Origin of the sequence: Bacillus sp. LM 4-2 (assembly GCF_000978495.1) — a bacterium.
GTDB lineage: Bacteria > Bacillota > Bacilli > Bacillales > Bacillaceae > Bacillus > Bacillus subtilis.
Genome location: NZ_CP011101.1, coordinates 1485672 through 1504232 on the forward strand (window position 1 = coordinate 1485672; position 18561 = coordinate 1504232).

Genomic DNA, 18561 nt, shown 5'->3' on the forward strand with positions numbered 1-18561 from the left:
CTAGGACAGCAGGCGTTTTTATTTTGAAAAAGAAGCGACCAATGCAATGCATAAAACCGTGATGAACACTGAACCGATAATAGCTAGCACACTGAAGAAAAGGTGAACCTGTTTGTTCTCTTTTCCGCGCTTTTCTAAAAGCCGTTTAGAAAAAATGTGTGAAAATATGTAAATAAGGGCTATGCCTATATATAAGCCGATATCTTTGGCGGTAAAGCCTGTTACGGCAAGGTAAAAGCCCGTAAAAAAGATCAGTAAGCAATATTCAGTAAGTGTTAAAAGCCTCAACGTGTTCCTCCATGAGAGTGTGTAATTTTCCGAGCGGATGCATTCTCTCTCTTTAATTGTAACACAGCTGGCTGGTTTGGGTGTATAAGTGTTTTCTCTCTGTTTTATCAGGGAATCATTTCTCTTGCCCTGCATTCATGGTATACTTTTATTGATGATAGACATGATGGAGGATAATAAATGATTGCTGTAAATAATGTAAGCTTGCGGTTTGCGGATCGCAAGTTATTTGAAGATGTTAATATTAAATTTACCCCAGGCAACTGCTATGGGTTAATTGGTGCAAACGGTGCCGGTAAATCAACGTTTCTAAAGGTGCTGTCAGGCGAAATCGAGCCTCAGACAGGCGACGTGCATATGAGTCCTGGCGAGCGTCTTGCCGTCTTGAAGCAGAACCATTTTGAGTACGAAGAGTATGAAGTGCTGAAAGTGGTCATTATGGGCCACAAACGCCTGTATGAAGTCATGCAGGAGAAAGACGCTATTTACATGAAGCCTGATTTCTCAGATGAGGATGGGATTCGTGCTGCTGAGCTAGAAGGTGAATTTGCGGAACTGAACGGTTGGGAAGCGGAAAGTGAAGCTGCGATCCTGTTAAAAGGCCTTGGTATCTCAGAAGATCTGCACACAAAAAAGATGGCAGACCTCGGCGGTTCGGAGAAGGTAAAAGTTCTCTTGGCACAGGCATTATTCGGCAAGCCGGATGTTCTGCTGCTCGATGAGCCGACGAACCACCTGGACCTTCAGGCAATTCAGTGGCTTGAAGAGTTTCTGATTAACTTTGAAAACACAGTTATTGTCGTATCCCATGACCGTCACTTTTTAAATAAAGTATGTACGCACATTGCCGACCTTGATTTTAACAAAATTCAAATCTATGTCGGAAACTATGATTTCTGGTACGAGTCAAGCCAACTGGCGTTAAAGCTTTCTCAAGAAGCGAACAAGAAAAAAGAAGAGCAGATTAAACAGCTTCAAGAGTTTGTCGCTAGATTCAGCGCCAATGCGTCTAAATCTAAGCAGGCTACATCAAGAAAGAAACTTCTCGAAAAAATCACGCTGGATGATATTAAACCGTCTTCCCGCCGCTATCCTTATGTTAACTTCACGCCGGAACGGGAAATCGGAAATGATGTTCTTCGCGTGGAAGGCTTAACAAAAACAATCGATGGCGTAAAGGTGCTTGACAATGTCAGCTTTATTATGAATCGAGAAGATAAAATTGCTTTCACTGGCCGAAATGAACTTGCTGTTACTACGCTGTTTAAAATCATTTCCGGGGAAATGGAAGCTGACAGCGGAACGTTTAAATGGGGTGTTACCACATCTCAAGCGTATTTTCCAAAAGACAACAGCGAATATTTCGAAGGCAGTGATCTGAACCTTGTAGACTGGCTTCGCCAATATTCTCCGCACGACCAAAGTGAGAGCTTTTTACGCGGTTTCTTAGGACGCATGCTGTTCTCTGGAGAAGAAGTCCACAAAAAAGCAAATGTACTTTCCGGGGGAGAAAAGGTCCGCTGTATGCTGTCGAAAGCGATGCTTTCTGGCGCCAATATTTTAATTTTGGATGAGCCGACTAACCATTTAGACCTGGAGTCCATTACAGCGCTCAATAACGGCTTAATCAGCTTTAAAGGCGCTATGCTGTTTACTTCCCATGACCATCAGTTTGTGCAGACCATTGCCAACAGAATTATAGAAATTACACCTAACGGCATCGTCGATAAGCAAATGAGCTATGACGAGTTCCTTGAAAATGCTGATGTGCAGAAAAAATTGACTGAACTATACGCGGAATAAAAAAGCAGAGATTTCTCTGCTTTTTTTGATACCTAAATATGAAAGGAGATCACAACATGAAATTTTTAGTTGTCGGAGCAGGTGGAGTAGGTGGGTATATTGGCGGACGGCTTGCAGAGAAAGGAAATGATGTGACATTTCTCGTGCGCCAAAAACGAGCTGAGCAGCTTAAAAAAACCGGGCTTGTCATCCATAGTGAAAAAGGGAATGTATCATTTCAGCCCGAACTAATCAGTGCCGGAGAAACAGGGCAATTTGATGTCGTTATCATTGCTTCTAAAGCATACTCGCTTGGTCAAGTGATAGAGGATGTCAAACCATTTATCCATCAAGAATCTGTCATTATCCCTTTTTTAAATGGGTACCGCCACTATGAGCAGCTATTTGCGGCATTTTCAAAAGAACAGGTGCTGGGCGGCCTGTGTTTTATAGAAAGTGCTTTAGACAACAAAGGAGAAATTCATCATACGAGCGCATCACATCGTTTTGTATTTGGAGAATGGAACGGCGAGCGTACGGAGCGAATAAGAGCGCTTGAAGAGGCATTTTCAGGTGTGAAGGCTGAAGTCATCATTAGCGGGCATATCGAGAAGGACATTTGGAAAAAGTATCTCTTTATTGCAGCGCAAGCGGGGATCACAACGTTATTTCAACGACCGCTTGGCCCAATCCTCGCCACAGAAGCCGGACGTCACACGGCTCAAACTCTTATTGGGGAAATTTGCGCTGTTTTACGAAAAGAAGGTGTTCCGGCTGATCCGGATCTTGAGGAAGAGAGCTTTCGTACGATGACCAGCATGTCTTACCATATGAAGTCCTCCATGCTTCGGGATATGGAAAACGGCCAAACGACTGAAGGAGACCACCTGCATGGATTTTTGCTTGAAAAAGCAAAACGTTTATCTCTCGCAGCACCAGTATTAGAAACCGTTTATGCGAATCTGCAAATGTATGAAGCAGAAAAATAAAAAAAGGAGGCGGAAAAGCCTCCTTTTATTTACTTAAAAAGCCCAATTTCCGTTTCTGAAGATAGGCTCTCTTTTCCCGTCTGCCGTAATTCCGTCAATATTCATATCCTTAGAACCGATCATAAAGTCCACGTGTGTAATGCTTTCATTTAGGCCTTCTTTGACAAGCTCTTCACGAGACATCTGCTTTCCGCCTTCAATATTAAAGGCATAGGCGCTTCCGATCGCCAAATGATTTGACGCGTTTTCATCAAACAGCGTGTTATAGAAAAGAATGTTTGATTGTGATATAGGTGAATCGTAAGGAACAAGTGCCACTTCACCTAAATAGTGAGAACCTTCATCTGTTTCCACCAGTTCTTTTAAAATATCCTCACCTTTTTCAGCTTTAATGTCGACTATACGGCCATTTTCAAACGTCAGGGTGAAATTTTCAATAATATTTCCGCCGTAGCTTAATGGTTTTGTGCTTGATACCACTCCGTCAACCCCGTCTTTTTGCGGCAGCGTGAACACTTCTTCTGTCGGCATATTGGCCATAAACTCATGGCCGCTTTCATTCACGCTTCCCGCACCTGCCCAAACATGCTTCCTAGGCAGCTTAATTGTTAAATCAGTTCCTTCAGCTTGATAATGTAAGGCAGCGTAATGTCTCTCGTTCAAATGGTCAACTTTTTCATGAAGATTTTGGTCATGATTGATCCACGCCTGAACCGGGTTGTCTTCATTTACGCGCGTCGCTTTAAAAATTTCTTCCCACAGAAGGTGGATCGCTTCCTCCTCTGATTTGCCAGGAAACACCTTGTGAGCCCAGCCTGCTGATGCCGCACCTACGACAGTCCAGCTGACTTTGTCTGATTGAATATATTGTCTGTATGTATGTAATGCTTTGCCTGCTGCTTTTTGGAATGCCGCAATCCGTTTGGAATCTATACCTTTTAGCAAGTCTGGGTTTGACGACACAACAGAAATGAAAGCAGCTCCATTTTTTGCAAGCTCTTCTCTGCCTTTTGCTTCCCATTCAGGATATTCTTCAAATGCTTCAAACGGCGCTAGTTCGTATTTTAATTTGGCGACTTCGTCATCCTGCCAATTCACGGTGACGTTTTTTGCGCCCTTTTCATATGCGTGTTTTACAATTAAACGAACAAAATCCCGGACGTCTGTTGAAGCATTGACGACTACATACTGGCCTTTTTGGACATTAACGCCGACTTCTACCGCCAGCTGTGCATATGTATTTAATTTCTGTGAAAATGAATCCATGAATCATTCCTCCAAGCTTTTTTCTCATCATATCAAATATGATCCTATAAAGGAAAGAAGGAGCCCAAAGTGAAAAACCCAAAACGACACGTCTTGGGTTTTTCAATATTATGGATGATTCAGTTTTACAGTGCCGCCTGCAGGCGAATGGGGCATATTTGCCAAAGAAATGCTCATGCCTCCAAGAATAATTCCGCTTAAAATGGCTGCGATCGCTACTCTTCTTCCTAAATCTCTTAGCATCTGTTTCCTCCTTAACGTTTCTCCATTTCCCACAATATGAAGGAAGTGAGGAAAAAAGAAGCAAGAAATTTGCCGCGTGTGAGAATTTTGCGGGTAAAGACTATTTAATTGCCTTTTGCAGCTTATCAATCACTTCTAAAGAACGGCCTGTGCCGATTGCTACAGATTCAAGCGGGTTTTGCGCCACGTGTACAGGCACGACAATCTCTTCTGTGAGCCATTCTTTAATTCCATTAAGGAGCGCGCCGCCGCCTGTTAAAATAACGCCGCGATCAACAATATCTCCGCTCAATTCAGGCGGACAGTCCTCAAGTGTCGCTCTGATGGCTTCAAGAATATGCAGGAGGGATTCACGCATTGCATCTTGAATTTCGTTGGATTGAAGCATAATGGTTTTTGGAAGACCTGTCACGAGGTCACGTCCCCGAATTTCCATTGCCTCTGGTATATGTTCAATCAGAGCATGGCCAATTTCCATTTTTACCTGCTCAGCTGTGCGTTCGCCGATCAGCAAATTGTATTTTTTACGGACGAAAGAAACGATATCCTCATCAAGCTGGTCTCCGCCGATCCTGATAGAATGGCAGGAAACAACGCCACCGAAGGAAATAATAGCGACCTCTGTCGTCCCTCCGCCGATATCTACTACCACATTGGCAACCGGCTCATCAACCGGTAAATCCGCTCCGATGGCGGCTGCAACTGGCTCTTCGATTAAATGAACGTTTTTCGCGCCGCAATTTTTCACCGCATCACTGATGGCGCGGCGTTCTACTGCTGTTGAGCCTGATGGTGTGCAAACGACTACGTTCGGTTTTCTGAACGACATGCCGATGCTTTTTGCGGCTTTTTTCATAATGTGCTTTAGCAGGTCAGTTGTCATATCATAGTCTGCGATCACGCCATCTTTCATCGGTCTGACAGCGACAATTTTTCCCGGTGTTTTACCGATCATGTTTTTCGCGTCAGCTCCGATTGCAAGCACTGCTTTTGTCGTCGTATCCACTGCGACAACAGATGGTTCATTTAGGATAATCCCTTTATTTTTGCTGTAAACAAGTATATTAGCTGTTCCTAAGTCAATCCCGATTTCAGTTGATTGAAACATGTTTTCACCCAATCTCTATCCTAATTTAATATGATTCTACATTTAAAGTTTCTCAGAAATACTGCGATTTTTGGGGGTGTGCGTCGGTAAAGAAATGTTTTTGTAAAAAATCAAGGAACTGTGTAACAGAAGTAATACATTTTTCGGTTTTATGGAAAAAATATCTTGTAATTCTTATAGAAAGCGGGAAACTTTTTCAAAGTTTCATTCGTCTACGATATATTGAGGTACATCCTTAAAACATTACATGAGAAAAGAAACATTTAAAGGAAGAAGGGTTTTTATGAAATCAATAGGTGTTGTGAGAAAAGTAGATGAATTAGGCCGCATTGTCATGCCGATTGAGTTGAGACGGGCATTGGATATTGCCATAAAAGACAGCATTGAGTTTTTTGTTGACGGAGATAAAATTATCTTGAAAAAGTACAAACCTCATGGCGTTTGTTTAATGACTGGAGAAATCACTTCAGAAAATAAAGAATACGGCAACGGTAAAATTACGCTAAGCCCTGAGGGTGCACAGCTGCTTCTCGAAGAAATTCAAGCCGCTTTAAAAGAATAAAATTATGCTAAAAAAGGCGGAGTGATATCATCTCCGCCTTTTTTGCGTGCCAATTTTTGATTACCGCCGCCTAAGATAAGACATCAAGATATTTGGTAATGAATGATTTGGGATACTTTACATATTTTACTCAATTATTTGTCGAAGAATGGTACAATAAGTAGAGAAACACAAGCGGCAGGTGGTCATATGAGAAAATATCAAGCTCGTATCATTTCCATCATTTTGGCAATGATTTTTATAATGTTTTGGGATTATTTATTTTATTTTATAGGCAAAAACCCGATTAATTGGCCTGTTGATATTGTGTATACTGCAGTCACGCTGGTAAGTGTCTGGATGTTGGCTTATTATATTGATGAGAAACAGCAGCTGGTTAAGAAAATGAAGGATAACGAATGGAAGTATAAACAGCTTTCTGAAGAAAAAAACCGCATCATGGATAATTTGCAGGAAATCGTATTTCAAACGAATGCAAAAGGTGAAATTACATATTTAAACCAAGCGTGGGCATCTATAACCGGGTTTTCAATCAGTGAATGTATGGGAACAATGTATAACGATTACTTCATAAAAGAAAAGCACGTAGCCGACCACATTAACACCCAAATCCAAAACAAAGCGTCTTCTGGCATGTTTACGGCAAAATACGTGACAAAAAACGGCACGATTTTTTGGGGAGAAGTTCATTATAAACTTTACTATGACCGGGATGACCAATTTACAGGCAGCCTGGGTACAATGTCAGATATCACTGAGCGGAAAGAGGCTGAAGATGAGCTCATTGAGATTAATGAACGGCTGGCGAGGGAATCCCAGAAACTATCAATCACAAGTGAACTTGCCGCAGGTATTGCTCATGAGGTCAGAAACCCTTTAACATCTGTCAGCGGTTTCCTCCAGATTATGAAAACACAATATCCGGACAGAAAAGACTATTTTGACATCATCTTTTCAGAGATTAAAAGAATCGATTTAGTGCTCAGCGAGCTGCTGCTGCTTGCAAAACCGCAGGCAATCACATTTAAAACACACCAGCTTAATGAGATCTTGAAACAAGTCACGACATTGCTTGATACCAATGCAATTCTGTCCAATATCGTCATAGAGAAAAATTTCAAAGAGACAGATGGCTGTATGATTAATGGAGACGAAAATCAGCTGAAGCAGGTCTTTATCAACATCATTAAAAACGGAATTGAGGCAATGCCAAAGGGCGGTGTCGTAACCATTTCAACTGCTAAAACCGCCTCTCATGCAGTGATAAGCGTAAAGGATGAAGGAAACGGCATGCCGCAGGAAAAGCTGAAGCAGATTGGCAAACCTTTTTATTCAACAAAAGAAAAGGGCACTGGACTGGGACTTCCCATTTGTTTGAGAATCCTGAAGGAACATGACGGGGAATTGAAAATCGAAAGTGAAGCTGGAAAAGGCAGCGTCTTTCAAGTGGTTTTGCCTTTAAAATCAGACAGCTGAGAGGAGAAAAATAAAGTGAACTCGCTTCTGTTTGTATACGGGACATTAAGAAAGCATGAAAAAAACCATCATTTGCTGGCACAATCGGCATGTATCAATGAGCAGGCGAGAACAAAGGGAAGTTTGTTTGCTGCAAAAGAGGAGCCCACAGCTGTTTTAAATAGTGAAGGCTATATATACGGCGAAGTATATGAAGCAGATGAATTGTGTATACATAAGCTCGATCAATTTTTTCAAGGATATCATAAACAAACGGTGTTTGTAGAAACGGATGTCGGGATTAAAAATGCGCTTATTTATTTTATGAACAAAGACGGGTGTGCCGGTTTTACGAAAATAAGCAGCGGCGACTGGAAAGAACATCAGATGATCAGCAAATCGAAAAATCCCATTTATTATTTTGCCTACGGATCATGCATGGATAATGCCCGCTTTCAAAAAGCGGGAGTCGATCACTATTTTCAAGATCCAGTAGGAAGAGGTGTTTTAAAAGGATACACAACTCGCTTCACGCTAAAAAGGGATGACGGTTCAAGAGCGGACATGTTGGAAGACGGAGGAACAACAGAAGGCGTTTTATACCGTATTCCTTATTCTGCTCTCTCCTATCTATATAAAAGGGAGGGTGTCGAATCTCTTACGTATCGGCCGGCATTTGTAGACGTTGAAGCTGGCGGAAGGCACTACAAAGACTGCTTAACCTTTCTCGTCCTCCAAAAAGAAGCGGAAATTGCCCCGCCTCAGCACTATCAGATTGAAATCGAACGCGGAGCGGAGCTGTATTTGTCGCCTGAGTTTACTGAAAAGCTCAAGCGGCATATGAATTCGCTGCCAAAAGGATAACACTGTAACAAAAGAATATGATAAAATTTGATCAATATCATGTCATATAAAGGAGCACCACGATGAAAAAAGAATTTGCGGTAATTGGGCTGGGCCGTTTTGGTGGCAGTATTTGCAAAGCATTAAGCGAAGAAGGCGTCGAGGTTATGGCAATGGATATCGATGAAGATAAAGTCAACGAGTATGCCAAGATTGCATCTCACGCAGTTATCGGTGATTCGACAGACGAATCTGTCCTGAAAAATTTAGGCCTGCGAAATTTTGACCACGTTATTGTAGCAATCGGGGAAAATATTCAAGCGAGTATTTTAACGACACTCATTCTGAAAGAACTTGGCGTCCATACGATTACAGTTAAAGCGCAGAACGATTATCACGAAAAAGTGCTGTCTAAAATTGGTGCGGATCACATCGTCCACCCGGAACGCGATATGGCAAAACGAATTGCGCATAATATCGTGTCCAACAATGTACTTGACTATTTGGAGCTGTCTGAAGAGCATAGTCTTGTTGAAATCGTAGCTAACAGCCGCCTGGCTGGAAATACGCTTCTCGATTTAGATATTCGCGCAAAATACGGTATTAACATCGTAGCCATAAAAAGGGGCAAGGAAGTCATCGTATCACCGCTTGCAACCGAAGTCATCCACCAAGAAGATATACTCATTGTTATTGGATCAGTTACAGACATCTCCCGTTTCGAAAAAAGAGTTCTTCATACAAAATAGCAGCCAAATAAGCCGTCCTCAAAGGGCGGTTTTTCATATTATCAGAATATAACAACTTTAATGAACTGAGCGTCAATTTCTTAAAATTTCATTGACTAAGCACAGGCGTTCCGATAGCATATTGTACCATATAATAAAAAAAGGAGGGGCCTATTTGAATAAAGAAGCGCTAGTCAATAGGCTGAATGCTTCAGCCAAAAGACAAAAAGCTGATATCGTCATTAAAAACGGAAAAATCATGGACGTATATAATCAAGAATGGATATATGAAGATATTGCGATTACAGATGGAGTTATTGTAGGCCTCGGTGAGTATGAAGGCGAAAATATCATTGATGCAGAGGGACAAATGATTGTTCCGGGTTTTATTGATGGACATGTACATATTGAGTCGTCAATGGTTACACCGATTGAGTTCGCTAAAGCAGTGTTGCCTCATGGCGTGACGACGGTTGTTACAGATCCGCATGAGATCGCGAATGTGTCTGGTGAAAAAGGGATTGAGTTTATGCTTGAACAAGCTCGGCATACACCGCTGAATATCCATTTTATGCTTCCTTCCAGTGTGCCTGCCGCAAGTTTTGAGCGATCAGGCGCAATTCTCAAAGCTGCCGATCTCAAGCCTTTTTATGAAGAAGAAGAAGTATTAGGGCTGGCTGAAGTTATGGATTATGTGTCGGTTCAGCAGGCTGAAAAAGACATGGTTCAGAAACTGCTTGATGCCCGTGTGGCAGGAAAAAGGATAGACGGTCATTTAGCTGGTTTATCAACAGACCTCATTAACATTTACAGAACCGCATTTGTCTTAAACGACCATGAAGTAACATCGAAGGAAGAAGCCCTTGATCGTATCAGAAGGGGCATGTATGTCATGATGCGTGAAGGATCAGTCGCCAAAAACACGCTCAATGTGCTGCCGGCGGTGAATGAAAAGAACGCACGCCGGTTCTTTTTCTGTACGGATGATAAGCATGTGGATGATTTATTGTCAGAGGGAAGTGTAAACCATCAGGTGAAAATGGCGATTCAAGCCGGACTTAATCCGTTTTTAGCCTATCAGCTAGGAAGCCTCAATGCAGCCGAATGCTACGGATTAGATACAAAGGGAGCGATTGCCCCGGGTTTTGACGCTGATTTGCTTTTTGTATCTGATCTGGAAAATGTCACTGTCACAATGACGATGGTAAAAGGGCAGACTGTTGCTGAAGACAGCAAAGCGGTCTATCAGGATCATGCTTCAACTGCAGCACCAGATCAGGCACTGCTTGATTCTGTTAAGCTTGCTGCTCCTCTTAACAAACAGGATTTTCATATGCCAATCGATTCAGAGCAGCAGATCAATGTCATTCAAATCATACCAAATCAGCTTGAAACACGATTAGTACAAGTTCCGGCTCCTGTTGCCCGCGAATTTGAGCCTGACACTGAGCTTGATTTGTTAAAGATTGCAGTTGTCGAGCGGCATAAAGGATTAAAAGAAACCGGACTTGGTGTTGTGAAAGGTTTTGGATTCAAGAGCGGAGCGATTGCCACAACCATTTCACACGACTCCCATAATATTATTGCCGTCGGAACGAATGATGAGGATATCGCGGCGGCAGTTAATAAGCTGCAGGAAATTGGCGGAGGATTAACAATTATAAAAAATGGGGAAGAGCTCCATTCAGTACCGCTGCCGATTGCAGGGTTATTATCCGACCAATCTGCAGAGCAAGTGAATCAAAGCTTGCTGACGCTTCATGATAAATTGTCGTTAATCGGTTTCACAGGCGGATTTAATCCATTTTTGACATTGTCGTTTTTAGCGTTGCCTGTCATTCCTGATATTAAAATGACGACTACGGGATTATTCGATGTAAAATCATTTCAACACATATCACTGCAATAAAAAGAGGCACTCCCTTAGGGAGTGCCTCTTTTTTTAAACCTCCATAATGATCGGCAGGATCATTGGACGGCGCTTTGTTTTTTCGTACAAGAAAGGTGCAAGCGTGTCTGTAATTTCGTTTTTGATTTCAGACCATTGAGTCGTTTTTCGTTCCATTACTTTTTGTAAGTGATTTGAAATGAGCTCTTGAGCGTCGTTGATCAAGTCACCAGATTCTCTCATGTACACAAATCCTCTGGAAATCAAATCAGGACCCGCTGAAATCTTGAAGTCGTCCATGTCAATGCTGACAACAACGATGACAAGTCCTTCTTCAGAGAGAATTCTGCGATCACGAAGTACGATATTGCCAATATCACCGATACCGCTTCCGTCAATGTACACTGAACCGGACGGGATTTTTCCTGCAACTGAAGCCTCATCGCCTTTAAGTGCTAATACTTCACCATTATCCATGATAAAGCAGTTTTCCTCTGGGATGCCACAATCTGTTGCAAGTTTGACATGCATCTTTTGCATTCTGTACTCACCGTGAATCGGCATGAAGAATTTAGGCTTGATTAAACGAAGCATCAGCTTCTGTTCTTCCTGTCCGCCGTGACCGGATGTATGGATATCGTTAAGAGGGCCGTGAATAACCTCAGCACCCGCACGATACAGCTGGTTGATTGTTCGACTCACGCTGATTGTGTTGCCTGGGATAGGGGATGAAGAAAATACGACTGTATCCCCAGGATTGATTGAAATTTGGCGGTGTGTGCCGTTTGCAATTCTTGATAACGCCGCCATTGGTTCCCCTTGGCTTCCTGTACATAAAATTGTTACTTTATTAGCAGGCATACGATTGATTTCGTTATGCTCAATAAACGTATTTTTAGGACAGTTAATATAACCGAGTGTCTGTCCAATTTCGATAGCCGATTCCATACTGCGTCCAAATACGGCAACTTTTCTTCCATTTTGTACAGCAGCTTCAATTACCTGCTGCAAGCGGTGAATATTCGACGCAAATGTGGCGAAGATAATTCGGCCGTCCACCTTGCGGAAAATGTCATGAATGCTTTCTCCTACACGGCGCTCAGACATGGTAAACTCCGGATTTTCACTGTTTGTGCTGTCTGAAAGAAGGCACAAAACGCCTTCTTTACCGATTTCGGCCATTTTCGTTAAGTTTGCCGGCTCGCCGACTGGAGTAAAGTCGAATTTGAAATCCCCAGTATGTACGATGTTTCCGGGCGGCGTTTTTACAACAATGCCGTAGGAATCCGGAATACTGTGTGTTGTTCTGAAGAATGACACAGCCGTTTTGCGGAACTTTACAATATCATCCTCGCCGATAATGTTCAGTTTCGTCTGTCTCAATAATCCATGCTCTTCAAGTTTATTCCGAAGTAAGCCGATCGCGAGTTTTCCGCCGTATACAGGAATATTCACTTGTCTGAGCAGGTATGGAATACCGCCGATGTGGTCTTCGTGCCCGTGGGTGATAAAAAGCCCTTTAATTTTATCTTCGTTTTTGACTAAATACGTATAATCAGGGATGACGTAGTCAATTCCGAGCAGTTCGTCCTCGGGAAACTTGATCCCCGCATCAATCAGTACAATTTCATCCTGGAATTGCACCGCGTACGTATTTTTACCGATTTCGCCCAAACCTCCGAGGGCGAAAACAGCAGTCTGATCATTTTTTACAAATTTCATACCGCTCATAACTCCAATACTTTAAAATTTTCGCTCTGTTGTTCATATTCTAAGAATGCACCATCAACAGGTGTAATAAACTCAATATTAAATTTCTTTTCTTTCAGCTTTGTTCTGACGTCACGCTCAGATACGCCTTCAATATAAAGTGAATCTGTCTTTTCCCGAACAGGTACTTCGTCAGCCTTCTCTTGATAAAATACCTTATAAATCATTCCAAATCTCTCCTTAAATGCCGTATGTTAGACTCGCTCATTCTATTATATTCGAAAACGGAATATAAGGAAAGCCTTGAGCAAAATAAGGATCTCTCAAAAAGTGAAAGATCCCTTGTCAGGCAATTGCTTTCTTACGGAGCATTCCGTTCCATTGTCTTCTGAGTTTCTTTCTTAATTTACGCAGCATTAGCCAGTCCCTCCTTTAATGAAAAATTTGTCCCAGAGTTCTTTTATACAAATAGTATACGGAGATTGAGGAAGACTTTTCGTGGTTATTAATGGAATTTAATATGATTTTTGAACGAAATTGTTTGCTGAATGACAATCTTTTTGTATGATGAGGGTGGGAATTGCAGACCAAGACGATAAAGGGGAAGTTGCGATGGATTCTAAATTAATCTTTTTTGATATTGACGGCACAATATATGATCATGATAAGAATATACCGGAAAGTACGAGAAAAACCGTGGCGGAGCTTCAGCGCCAAGGGCATCATGTGTTTATTGCCAGCGGCCGGTCTCCATTTTTGGTTAAGCCGATTTTGGAGGAGCTGGGCATCCACTCATTTATTTCCTACAATGGACAGTTTGTTGTCTTTGAAAATCAAGTGATTTATAAAAATCCGCTGCCTGAAAATGCAATCAGGCGATTATTAAAGCAGGCGGATGAAGGCAAGCATCCTGTTGTGTTTATGGCTGAGGACACGATGAAAGCGACTGTTGCGGATCACCCCACTGTTCTCGAGGGAATCGGCAGCCTTAAAACAGATTATCCAGAGACCGATGACCTTTTTTATGAAGGAAAAGAAATTTTTCAGCTTCTTTTATTTTGTCAGGATGAAGAGAAAAAAGCTTATGCCGCTTTTCCTGAGTTTGATCTAGTTCGCTGGCATGAGCTATCGACTGATGTTCTGCCGCACGGAGGTTCGAAGGCAGAAGGAATCAAAAAAGTGATTGAGCGTCTTCCGTTTGATATCGGCGATACATATGCTTTCGGCGACGGATTAAATGATTTGCAAATGATTGAATACGTTGGGACAGGCGTTGCTATGGGAAATGCTGTTCCCGAACTGAAAGAAATCGCGGACTTTGTAACAAAACCGGTGGACGAGGATGGAATTGCATACGCTGTCAAAGAATTGGGCCTTTTAAAATAAAGAAACGGCTGGCATTGTGCCAGCCGTTTTCTCTTTTAGCGCTCAATTGCGATTGCATTTTCAGGTTCTTTGAAAGGATTTTCCTTATCAATATGATCATAGAACATAACGCCGTTCAAATGATCGATCTCATGCTGAAACACAATAGCCGGAAATCCTTTTAAACGAATATCAATATTTTCGCCTTCTAGTGTTGTTCCTTTTACTCTGATGCGAGCATAGCGGGGAACATAACCGGGAATCGCTTCATCCACAGAGAGGCAGCCCTCGCCGCTTGTTAAGTAGCTTTTTTCAACTGAATGGCTGACGATCTTAGGATTAAACAGAGCATAGCTGTATAATTTACCGGAAGCATCTTCCGCATGAACGGCGATCATTCGTTTTTTGATATTAATTTGAGGAGCTGCGAGTCCTACGCCAGGGCGCAGCTTGTATTTTTCGGCTAATTCTGGATTTTGGCTGTTTTTAACAAATTCGATCATGTCGGCCAGCTGCTGTTTTTCTGCATCAGTTGGAGGCAGCTCAACAGGTTCGGCAGTCTCTCTGAGGGCTGGATGGCCGTCACGTACGATGTTTTCCATAGTAATCAAGAAACTTCACTCCTAAAGCTTAATATGTAAATTATATCGGATTTCTTCACAAAGGTGCAACGAAACGAATGACCAGCCGTATATGGCTGGTCAATTTCATGCTGTGTGGTTAGCAACAGCCTCCACCTAAATAAGCAGCTCCGACAATGATTAACAGAATGAATAAAACAACGATTAGCGCAAAGGTGCGGCCGTAGCCATATCCGCAGCCACCATATCCGTAACCACCATAACTGCAGCAGCCTCCGCCGTAACCATATCCATACATATTACATAACCTCCTCTTTTAATTACGCCAGAGCCTTTATAAGTAGGCATAGCGTCTAATATAACCTATGTAAAAACAAAAAAGTTGTATGGTCATCTGTCCTGATTTTTCACTTTTTTGATTTAATTTCAGTATTGCATTTATACAGCACGGCTATTGCCAAATGTCCCCATGGATTCTATAGTAGAAATTGTCAAGATTGGGGGATTTAACGTGAAAGACGCTATAAAACGGCGGCCTGGAATCAAGATCGGAGCTTTTTGTGCCATGGCACTGATATTAACAGGATGCATGGGACAGGACCCGGTTGATTCACTTCATCATTCATTAGAAAAAGCCGCGGAATCGGAAAAGCCGTTTCAAGAAGAACAAAACACACTCAAAGAATTAGAGGCCAAAGAAAATCAGCTTTACGATAGTGTTATGAAGCTCAATATGGATGATTATAAAAAAATTGTTGCTTTATCTAATAAGGCGCTTGAAAATGTCAGCAAGCGCGAAGAACACCTAAAGCTTGAAAATGACAGCATGAAAAAATCGGAAACAGAATTTGAGGAAGCAAAAACGTCAGCGGAACATATTAAGGAAAAAGACATAAAAGAAAAGGCCGATGCCGCAGCAAACCATATGGGAGAAAAGATATACATCATATGGCACTATGTATAAAGAGTATAAAAAAGCGCTTGAGCTTAATAAAAAACTGTATATGCAGCTGAAAGACAAAGATTTGACAAGAGATGATCTGGATCAGCAGATCGATAAAGTCAATGCTTCTTATGAAAAGATCCTTAAATATAGCGGAGAATTTAATGAACAAACCGAAAAATATAATAAAGCCCGGGAAGATTTATATGACGCTGCAGGCTATCGTGTGAAAAAGAGCTGACTCGATCAGCTCTTTTTTTGAATGAAATGCGATTCGGATTTCGTTCAAAAATTTTCATTTCTATTGTAGTACAGCATAGTAAGGTATACTAGTACAGTTTTGGGTGCGGTTGGCATCTGTTTTTTTGATGAAAATGTAAAGCGAATACATTTATTGAAAATCAGCGATGAAAACGATTGACGGTTCTTCTTTATTTGGTGTAAACTAATCCATGTTAAGCGGTGTTGTATTAGTTTTTTACAACTTCGAAATAATACAGTTCAAAGCAGAGTGTAACTATCCTACATAAAAGGTTTTGGCAAACTGGGATCGGCTAAAATATAATACGACTTACTGCTGATACTTTAGGGTACCCTAAGTTTGTATGTATAAAAGGAATGCACGTCTAATGACTGTTTAAAAGAAAGGAAGAGGTGACTTAGTATGGCTGCAAAAAACGAAAAAAGCTATCGTTGACAGTAAGAAGCAATTTGATGCCATTAAAAAGCAGTTCGAAACGTTCCAAATTTTAAATGAAAAGGGAGAAGTCGTGAATGAAGCGGCGATGCCTGATTTAACTGATGATCAATTAAAAGAGCTAATGCGCCGCATGGTATTTACGCGTGTGCTTGACCAACGCTCTATCTCATTAAACCGTCAAGGACGTCTCGGATTTTACGCTCCTACTGCGGGTCAAGAAGCTTCTCAGATTGCAACGCATTTCGCGCTTGAAAAAGAAGACTTTGTTCTTCCTGGATACCGTGATGTGCCTCAGTTAATTTGGCACGGCCTTCCATTATATCAAGCGTTTTCTTTCTCTCGCGGACATTTCAGAGGAACACAAATGCCTGATGATGTGAATGCCCTTTCTCCACAAATCATTATCGGTGCTCAATACATTCAAACTGCCGGTGTTGCGCTAGGTCTTAAAAAACGCGGTAAGAAAGCTGTCGCAATCACTTACACTGGTGACGGGCGAGCTTCTCAAGGGGACTTCTACGAAGGAATTAACTTTGCCGGAGCTTATAAAGCACCTGCAATCTTCGTGGTGCAAAACAACCGTTACGCGATTTCAACTCCTGTTGAAAAACAATCTGCAGCTGAAACAATTGCACAAAAAGCTGTAGCTGCCGGTATTGTCGGCGTACAAGTAGACGGAATGGATCCGCTTGCTGTATACGCAGCAACTGCTGAAGCACGCGAGCGCGCAATCAACGGCGAAGGTCCAACACTAATTGAAACACTTACATTCCGTTATGGCCCGCACACAATGGCTGGTGACGATCCTACTAAATATCGTACAAAAGAAATCGAAAATGAGTGGGAACAAAAAGATCCGCTTGTACGTTTCCGTGCGTTCCTTGAAAACAAAGGCTTATGGTCTGAAGAAGAAGAAGCAAAAGTGATTGAGGATGCGAAAGAAGAAATTAAGCAAGCGATCAAAAAAGCTGATGCTGAACCGAAGCAAAAAGTAACTGATTTAATGAAAATCATGTACGAAAAAATGCCTCACAACCTTGAGGAGCAATTTGAAATTTATACACAGAAGGAGTCGAAGTAAGCCATGGCGCAAATGACAATGATTCAAGCAATCACGGATGCGTTACGCACAGAACTGAAAAATGACGAAAATGTCTTAGTTTTCGGAGAAGACGTTGGTGTAAACGGCGGCGTATTCCGTGCGACAGAAGGATTGCAAAAAGAATTCGGTGAAGACCGTGTGTTTGACACGCCACTTGCTGAATCTGGTATCGGCGGTCTTGCCTTGGTTTAGGCTTAAACGGCTTCCGTCCGGTAATGGAAATCCAATTCTTCGGATTTGTTTATGAAGTAATGGATTCAGTTTCTGGCCAAATGGCTCGTATGCGCTACCGTTCTGGCGGACGCTGGACTTCACCTGTAACAATTCGTTCTCCATTCGGCGGCGGTGTTCATACTCCTGAACTTCACGCTGACAGCTTGGAAGGTCTTGTTGCACAACAGCCTGGTATCAAAGTTGTTATTCCATCAACTCCTTACGATGCCAAAGGACTTTTAATTTCTGCGATCAGAGACAATGATCCTGTTGTCTTCTTAGAGCATATGAAGCTTTACCGTTCTTTCCGTCAGGAAGTTCCTGAAGAAGAATACACAATTGAGCTTGGAAAAGCTGACGTGAAACGTGAAGGTACTGATCTTTCAATCATCACTTACGGCGCAATGGTTCATGAATCATTAAAAGCTGCTGATGAGCTTGAAAAAGACGGCATTTCTGCTGAAGTTGTCGACCTTCGTACAGTAAGCCCACTTGATATCGATACAATTATCGCCTCTGTAGAAAAAACAGGACGCGCGATTGTCGTTCAAGAGGCACAAAAACAAGCCGGTATTGCTGCAAACGTAGTAGCAGAAATTAATGACCGTGCGATCCTGAGCTTGGAAGCACCTGTACTTCGCGTTGCAGCGCCAGATACAGTATTTCCTTTCTCTCAAGCGGAGAGCGTATGGCTTCCAAACCATAAAGACGTTCTTGAAACAGCAAGAAAAGTGCTTGAATTTTAATCAAACTGCATAATCGAGAGGGAAGATGAACGTTTTCCCTCTATTATAT

General features: G+C 42.0%; 17 protein-coding genes and 2 pseudogenes. 11 read left to right on the plus strand and 8 right to left on the minus strand.

The features are described 5' to 3' along the window. Positions 1-18: 18 nt before the first annotated feature. Complete coding sequence (locus bslm_RS07570) at positions 19-288, minus strand: hypothetical protein (RefSeq protein ID WP_003232345.1); 270 nt, start codon at positions 286-288, stop codon at positions 19-21. Between the two features lie 180 nt (positions 289-468). Between bslm_RS07570 and bslm_RS07575 the strand changes: the two genes are divergently transcribed. Together bslm_RS07575 and bslm_RS07580 are read left to right on the plus strand one after the other, a co-directional pair. Further along, on the plus strand, positions 469-2091 hold the full coding sequence (locus bslm_RS07575) for an ABC-F family ATP-binding cassette domain-containing protein (RefSeq protein WP_003232344.1): 1623 nt from the start codon (positions 469-471) through the stop codon (positions 2089-2091). A gap of 56 nt (positions 2092-2147) precedes the next feature. Continuing rightward, positions 2148-3059 (plus strand): ketopantoate reductase family protein, encoded by a 912-nt coding sequence (locus bslm_RS07580; RefSeq protein ID WP_046380996.1) that lies wholly within the window; start codon positions 2148-2150, stop codon positions 3057-3059. A gap of 33 nt (positions 3060-3092) precedes the next feature. Here the strand turns inward: bslm_RS07580 and bslm_RS07585 are convergent, their stop codons facing one another. From bslm_RS07585 to mreBH, 3 genes are all read right to left on the minus strand, one after another. After that, on the minus strand, positions 3093-4325 hold the full coding sequence (locus bslm_RS07585) for an aminopeptidase (RefSeq protein WP_003232341.1): 1233 nt from the start codon (positions 4323-4325) through the stop codon (positions 3093-3095). 108 nt (positions 4326-4433) lie between these two features. Next, positions 4434-4568, minus strand: coding sequence for a protein YkpC (locus bslm_RS20620; protein ID WP_003238865.1), 135 nt, complete (start codon positions 4566-4568; stop codon positions 4434-4436). 100 nt (positions 4569-4668) lie between these two features. Beyond that, the gene (gene mreBH, locus bslm_RS07590) at positions 4669-5676 is read right to left on the minus strand and encodes a cell shape-determining protein MreBH (RefSeq protein ID WP_003245743.1); all 1008 of its coding nucleotides are present in this window, start codon (positions 5674-5676) and stop codon (positions 4669-4671) included. 283 nt (positions 5677-5959) lie between these two features. Between mreBH and abhA the strand changes: the two genes are divergently transcribed. The 5 genes from abhA to ade all read left to right on the plus strand — a co-directional run bounded on the left by abhA (position 5960) and on the right by ade (position 11173). Beyond that, positions 5960-6238 carry a transcriptional regulator AbhA gene (abhA, locus tag bslm_RS07595; protein ID WP_003244728.1) on the plus strand — a complete coding sequence of 93 codons (279 nt, stop codon included), beginning with the start codon at positions 5960-5962 and terminating at the stop codon, positions 6236-6238. A 189-nt stretch (positions 6239-6427) separates the two neighbouring features. Next, positions 6428-7714 carry a two-component sensor histidine kinase KinC gene (gene kinC / locus bslm_RS07600; protein ID WP_003232333.1) on the plus strand — a complete coding sequence of 429 codons (1287 nt, stop codon included), beginning with the start codon at positions 6428-6430 and terminating at the stop codon, positions 7712-7714. 15 nt (positions 7715-7729) lie between these two features. Next, positions 7730-8557: a gamma-glutamylcyclotransferase family protein gene (locus bslm_RS07605; RefSeq protein ID WP_003232330.1), complete on the plus strand. Its 828-nt coding sequence runs from the start codon at positions 7730-7732 to the stop codon at positions 8555-8557. Positions 8558-8619: 62 nt separating this feature from the next. Continuing rightward, complete coding sequence (gene ktrC, locus bslm_RS07610) at positions 8620-9285, plus strand: Ktr system potassium transporter KtrC (RefSeq protein WP_003222311.1); 666 nt, start codon at positions 8620-8622, stop codon at positions 9283-9285. A gap of 154 nt (positions 9286-9439) precedes the next feature. Further along, a complete protein-coding gene (gene ade, locus bslm_RS07615) occupies positions 9440-11173 on the plus strand; it encodes an adenine deaminase (RefSeq protein ID WP_003245362.1) in 1734 nt (577 codons plus the stop codon). Positions 11174-11206: 33 nt separating this feature from the next. On the opposite strand, the gene rnjA is transcribed toward ade, so the two are convergent. Continuing rightward, positions 11207-12874, minus strand: coding sequence for a ribonuclease J1 (rnjA, locus tag bslm_RS07620; RefSeq protein WP_003245660.1), 1668 nt, complete (start codon positions 12872-12874; stop codon positions 11207-11209). A gap of 5 nt (positions 12875-12879) precedes the next feature. Next, a complete protein-coding gene (gene rnpZA / locus bslm_RS07625; protein WP_003222303.1) occupies positions 12880-13089 on the minus strand; it encodes an RNA polymerase subunit omega 1 in 210 nt (69 codons plus the stop codon). Positions 13090-13474: 385 nt separating this feature from the next. Here rnpZA and bslm_RS07630 point away from each other — a divergent pair, with 385 nt between their 5' ends. Beyond that, positions 13475-14248, plus strand: coding sequence for a Cof-type HAD-IIB family hydrolase (locus bslm_RS07630; protein ID WP_046380997.1), 774 nt, complete (start codon positions 13475-13477; stop codon positions 14246-14248). A 35-nt stretch (positions 14249-14283) separates the two neighbouring features. On the opposite strand, the gene def is transcribed toward bslm_RS07630, so the two are convergent. Continuing rightward, positions 14284-14838 carry a peptide deformylase gene (gene def, locus bslm_RS07635; RefSeq protein WP_003245474.1) on the minus strand — a complete coding sequence of 185 codons (555 nt, stop codon included), beginning with the start codon at positions 14836-14838 and terminating at the stop codon, positions 14284-14286. A 109-nt stretch (positions 14839-14947) separates the two neighbouring features. Continuing rightward, entirely contained in the window at positions 14948-15106 is a 159-nt protein-coding gene (locus tag bslm_RS20625; RefSeq protein WP_003232317.1) for a YjcZ family sporulation protein, read from the minus strand. A gap of 213 nt (positions 15107-15319) precedes the next feature. Here bslm_RS20625 and bslm_RS07645 point away from each other — a divergent pair. From bslm_RS07645 to pdhB, 3 genes and pseudogenes are all read left to right on the plus strand, one after another. After that, a pseudogene (locus tag bslm_RS07645) lies at positions 15320-15992 on the plus strand (YkyA family protein). 427 nt (positions 15993-16419) lie between these two features. Further along, positions 16420-17532, plus strand: a complete 1113-nt coding sequence (gene pdhA / locus bslm_RS07650) for a pyruvate dehydrogenase (acetyl-transferring) E1 component subunit alpha (protein WP_046380998.1) — start codon at positions 16420-16422, stop codon at positions 17530-17532. Positions 17533-17535: 3 nt separating this feature from the next. Continuing rightward, positions 17536-18512, plus strand: a pseudogene (gene pdhB, locus bslm_RS07655) (pyruvate dehydrogenase complex E1 component subunit beta). Positions 18513-18561: the final 49 nt, after the last annotated feature.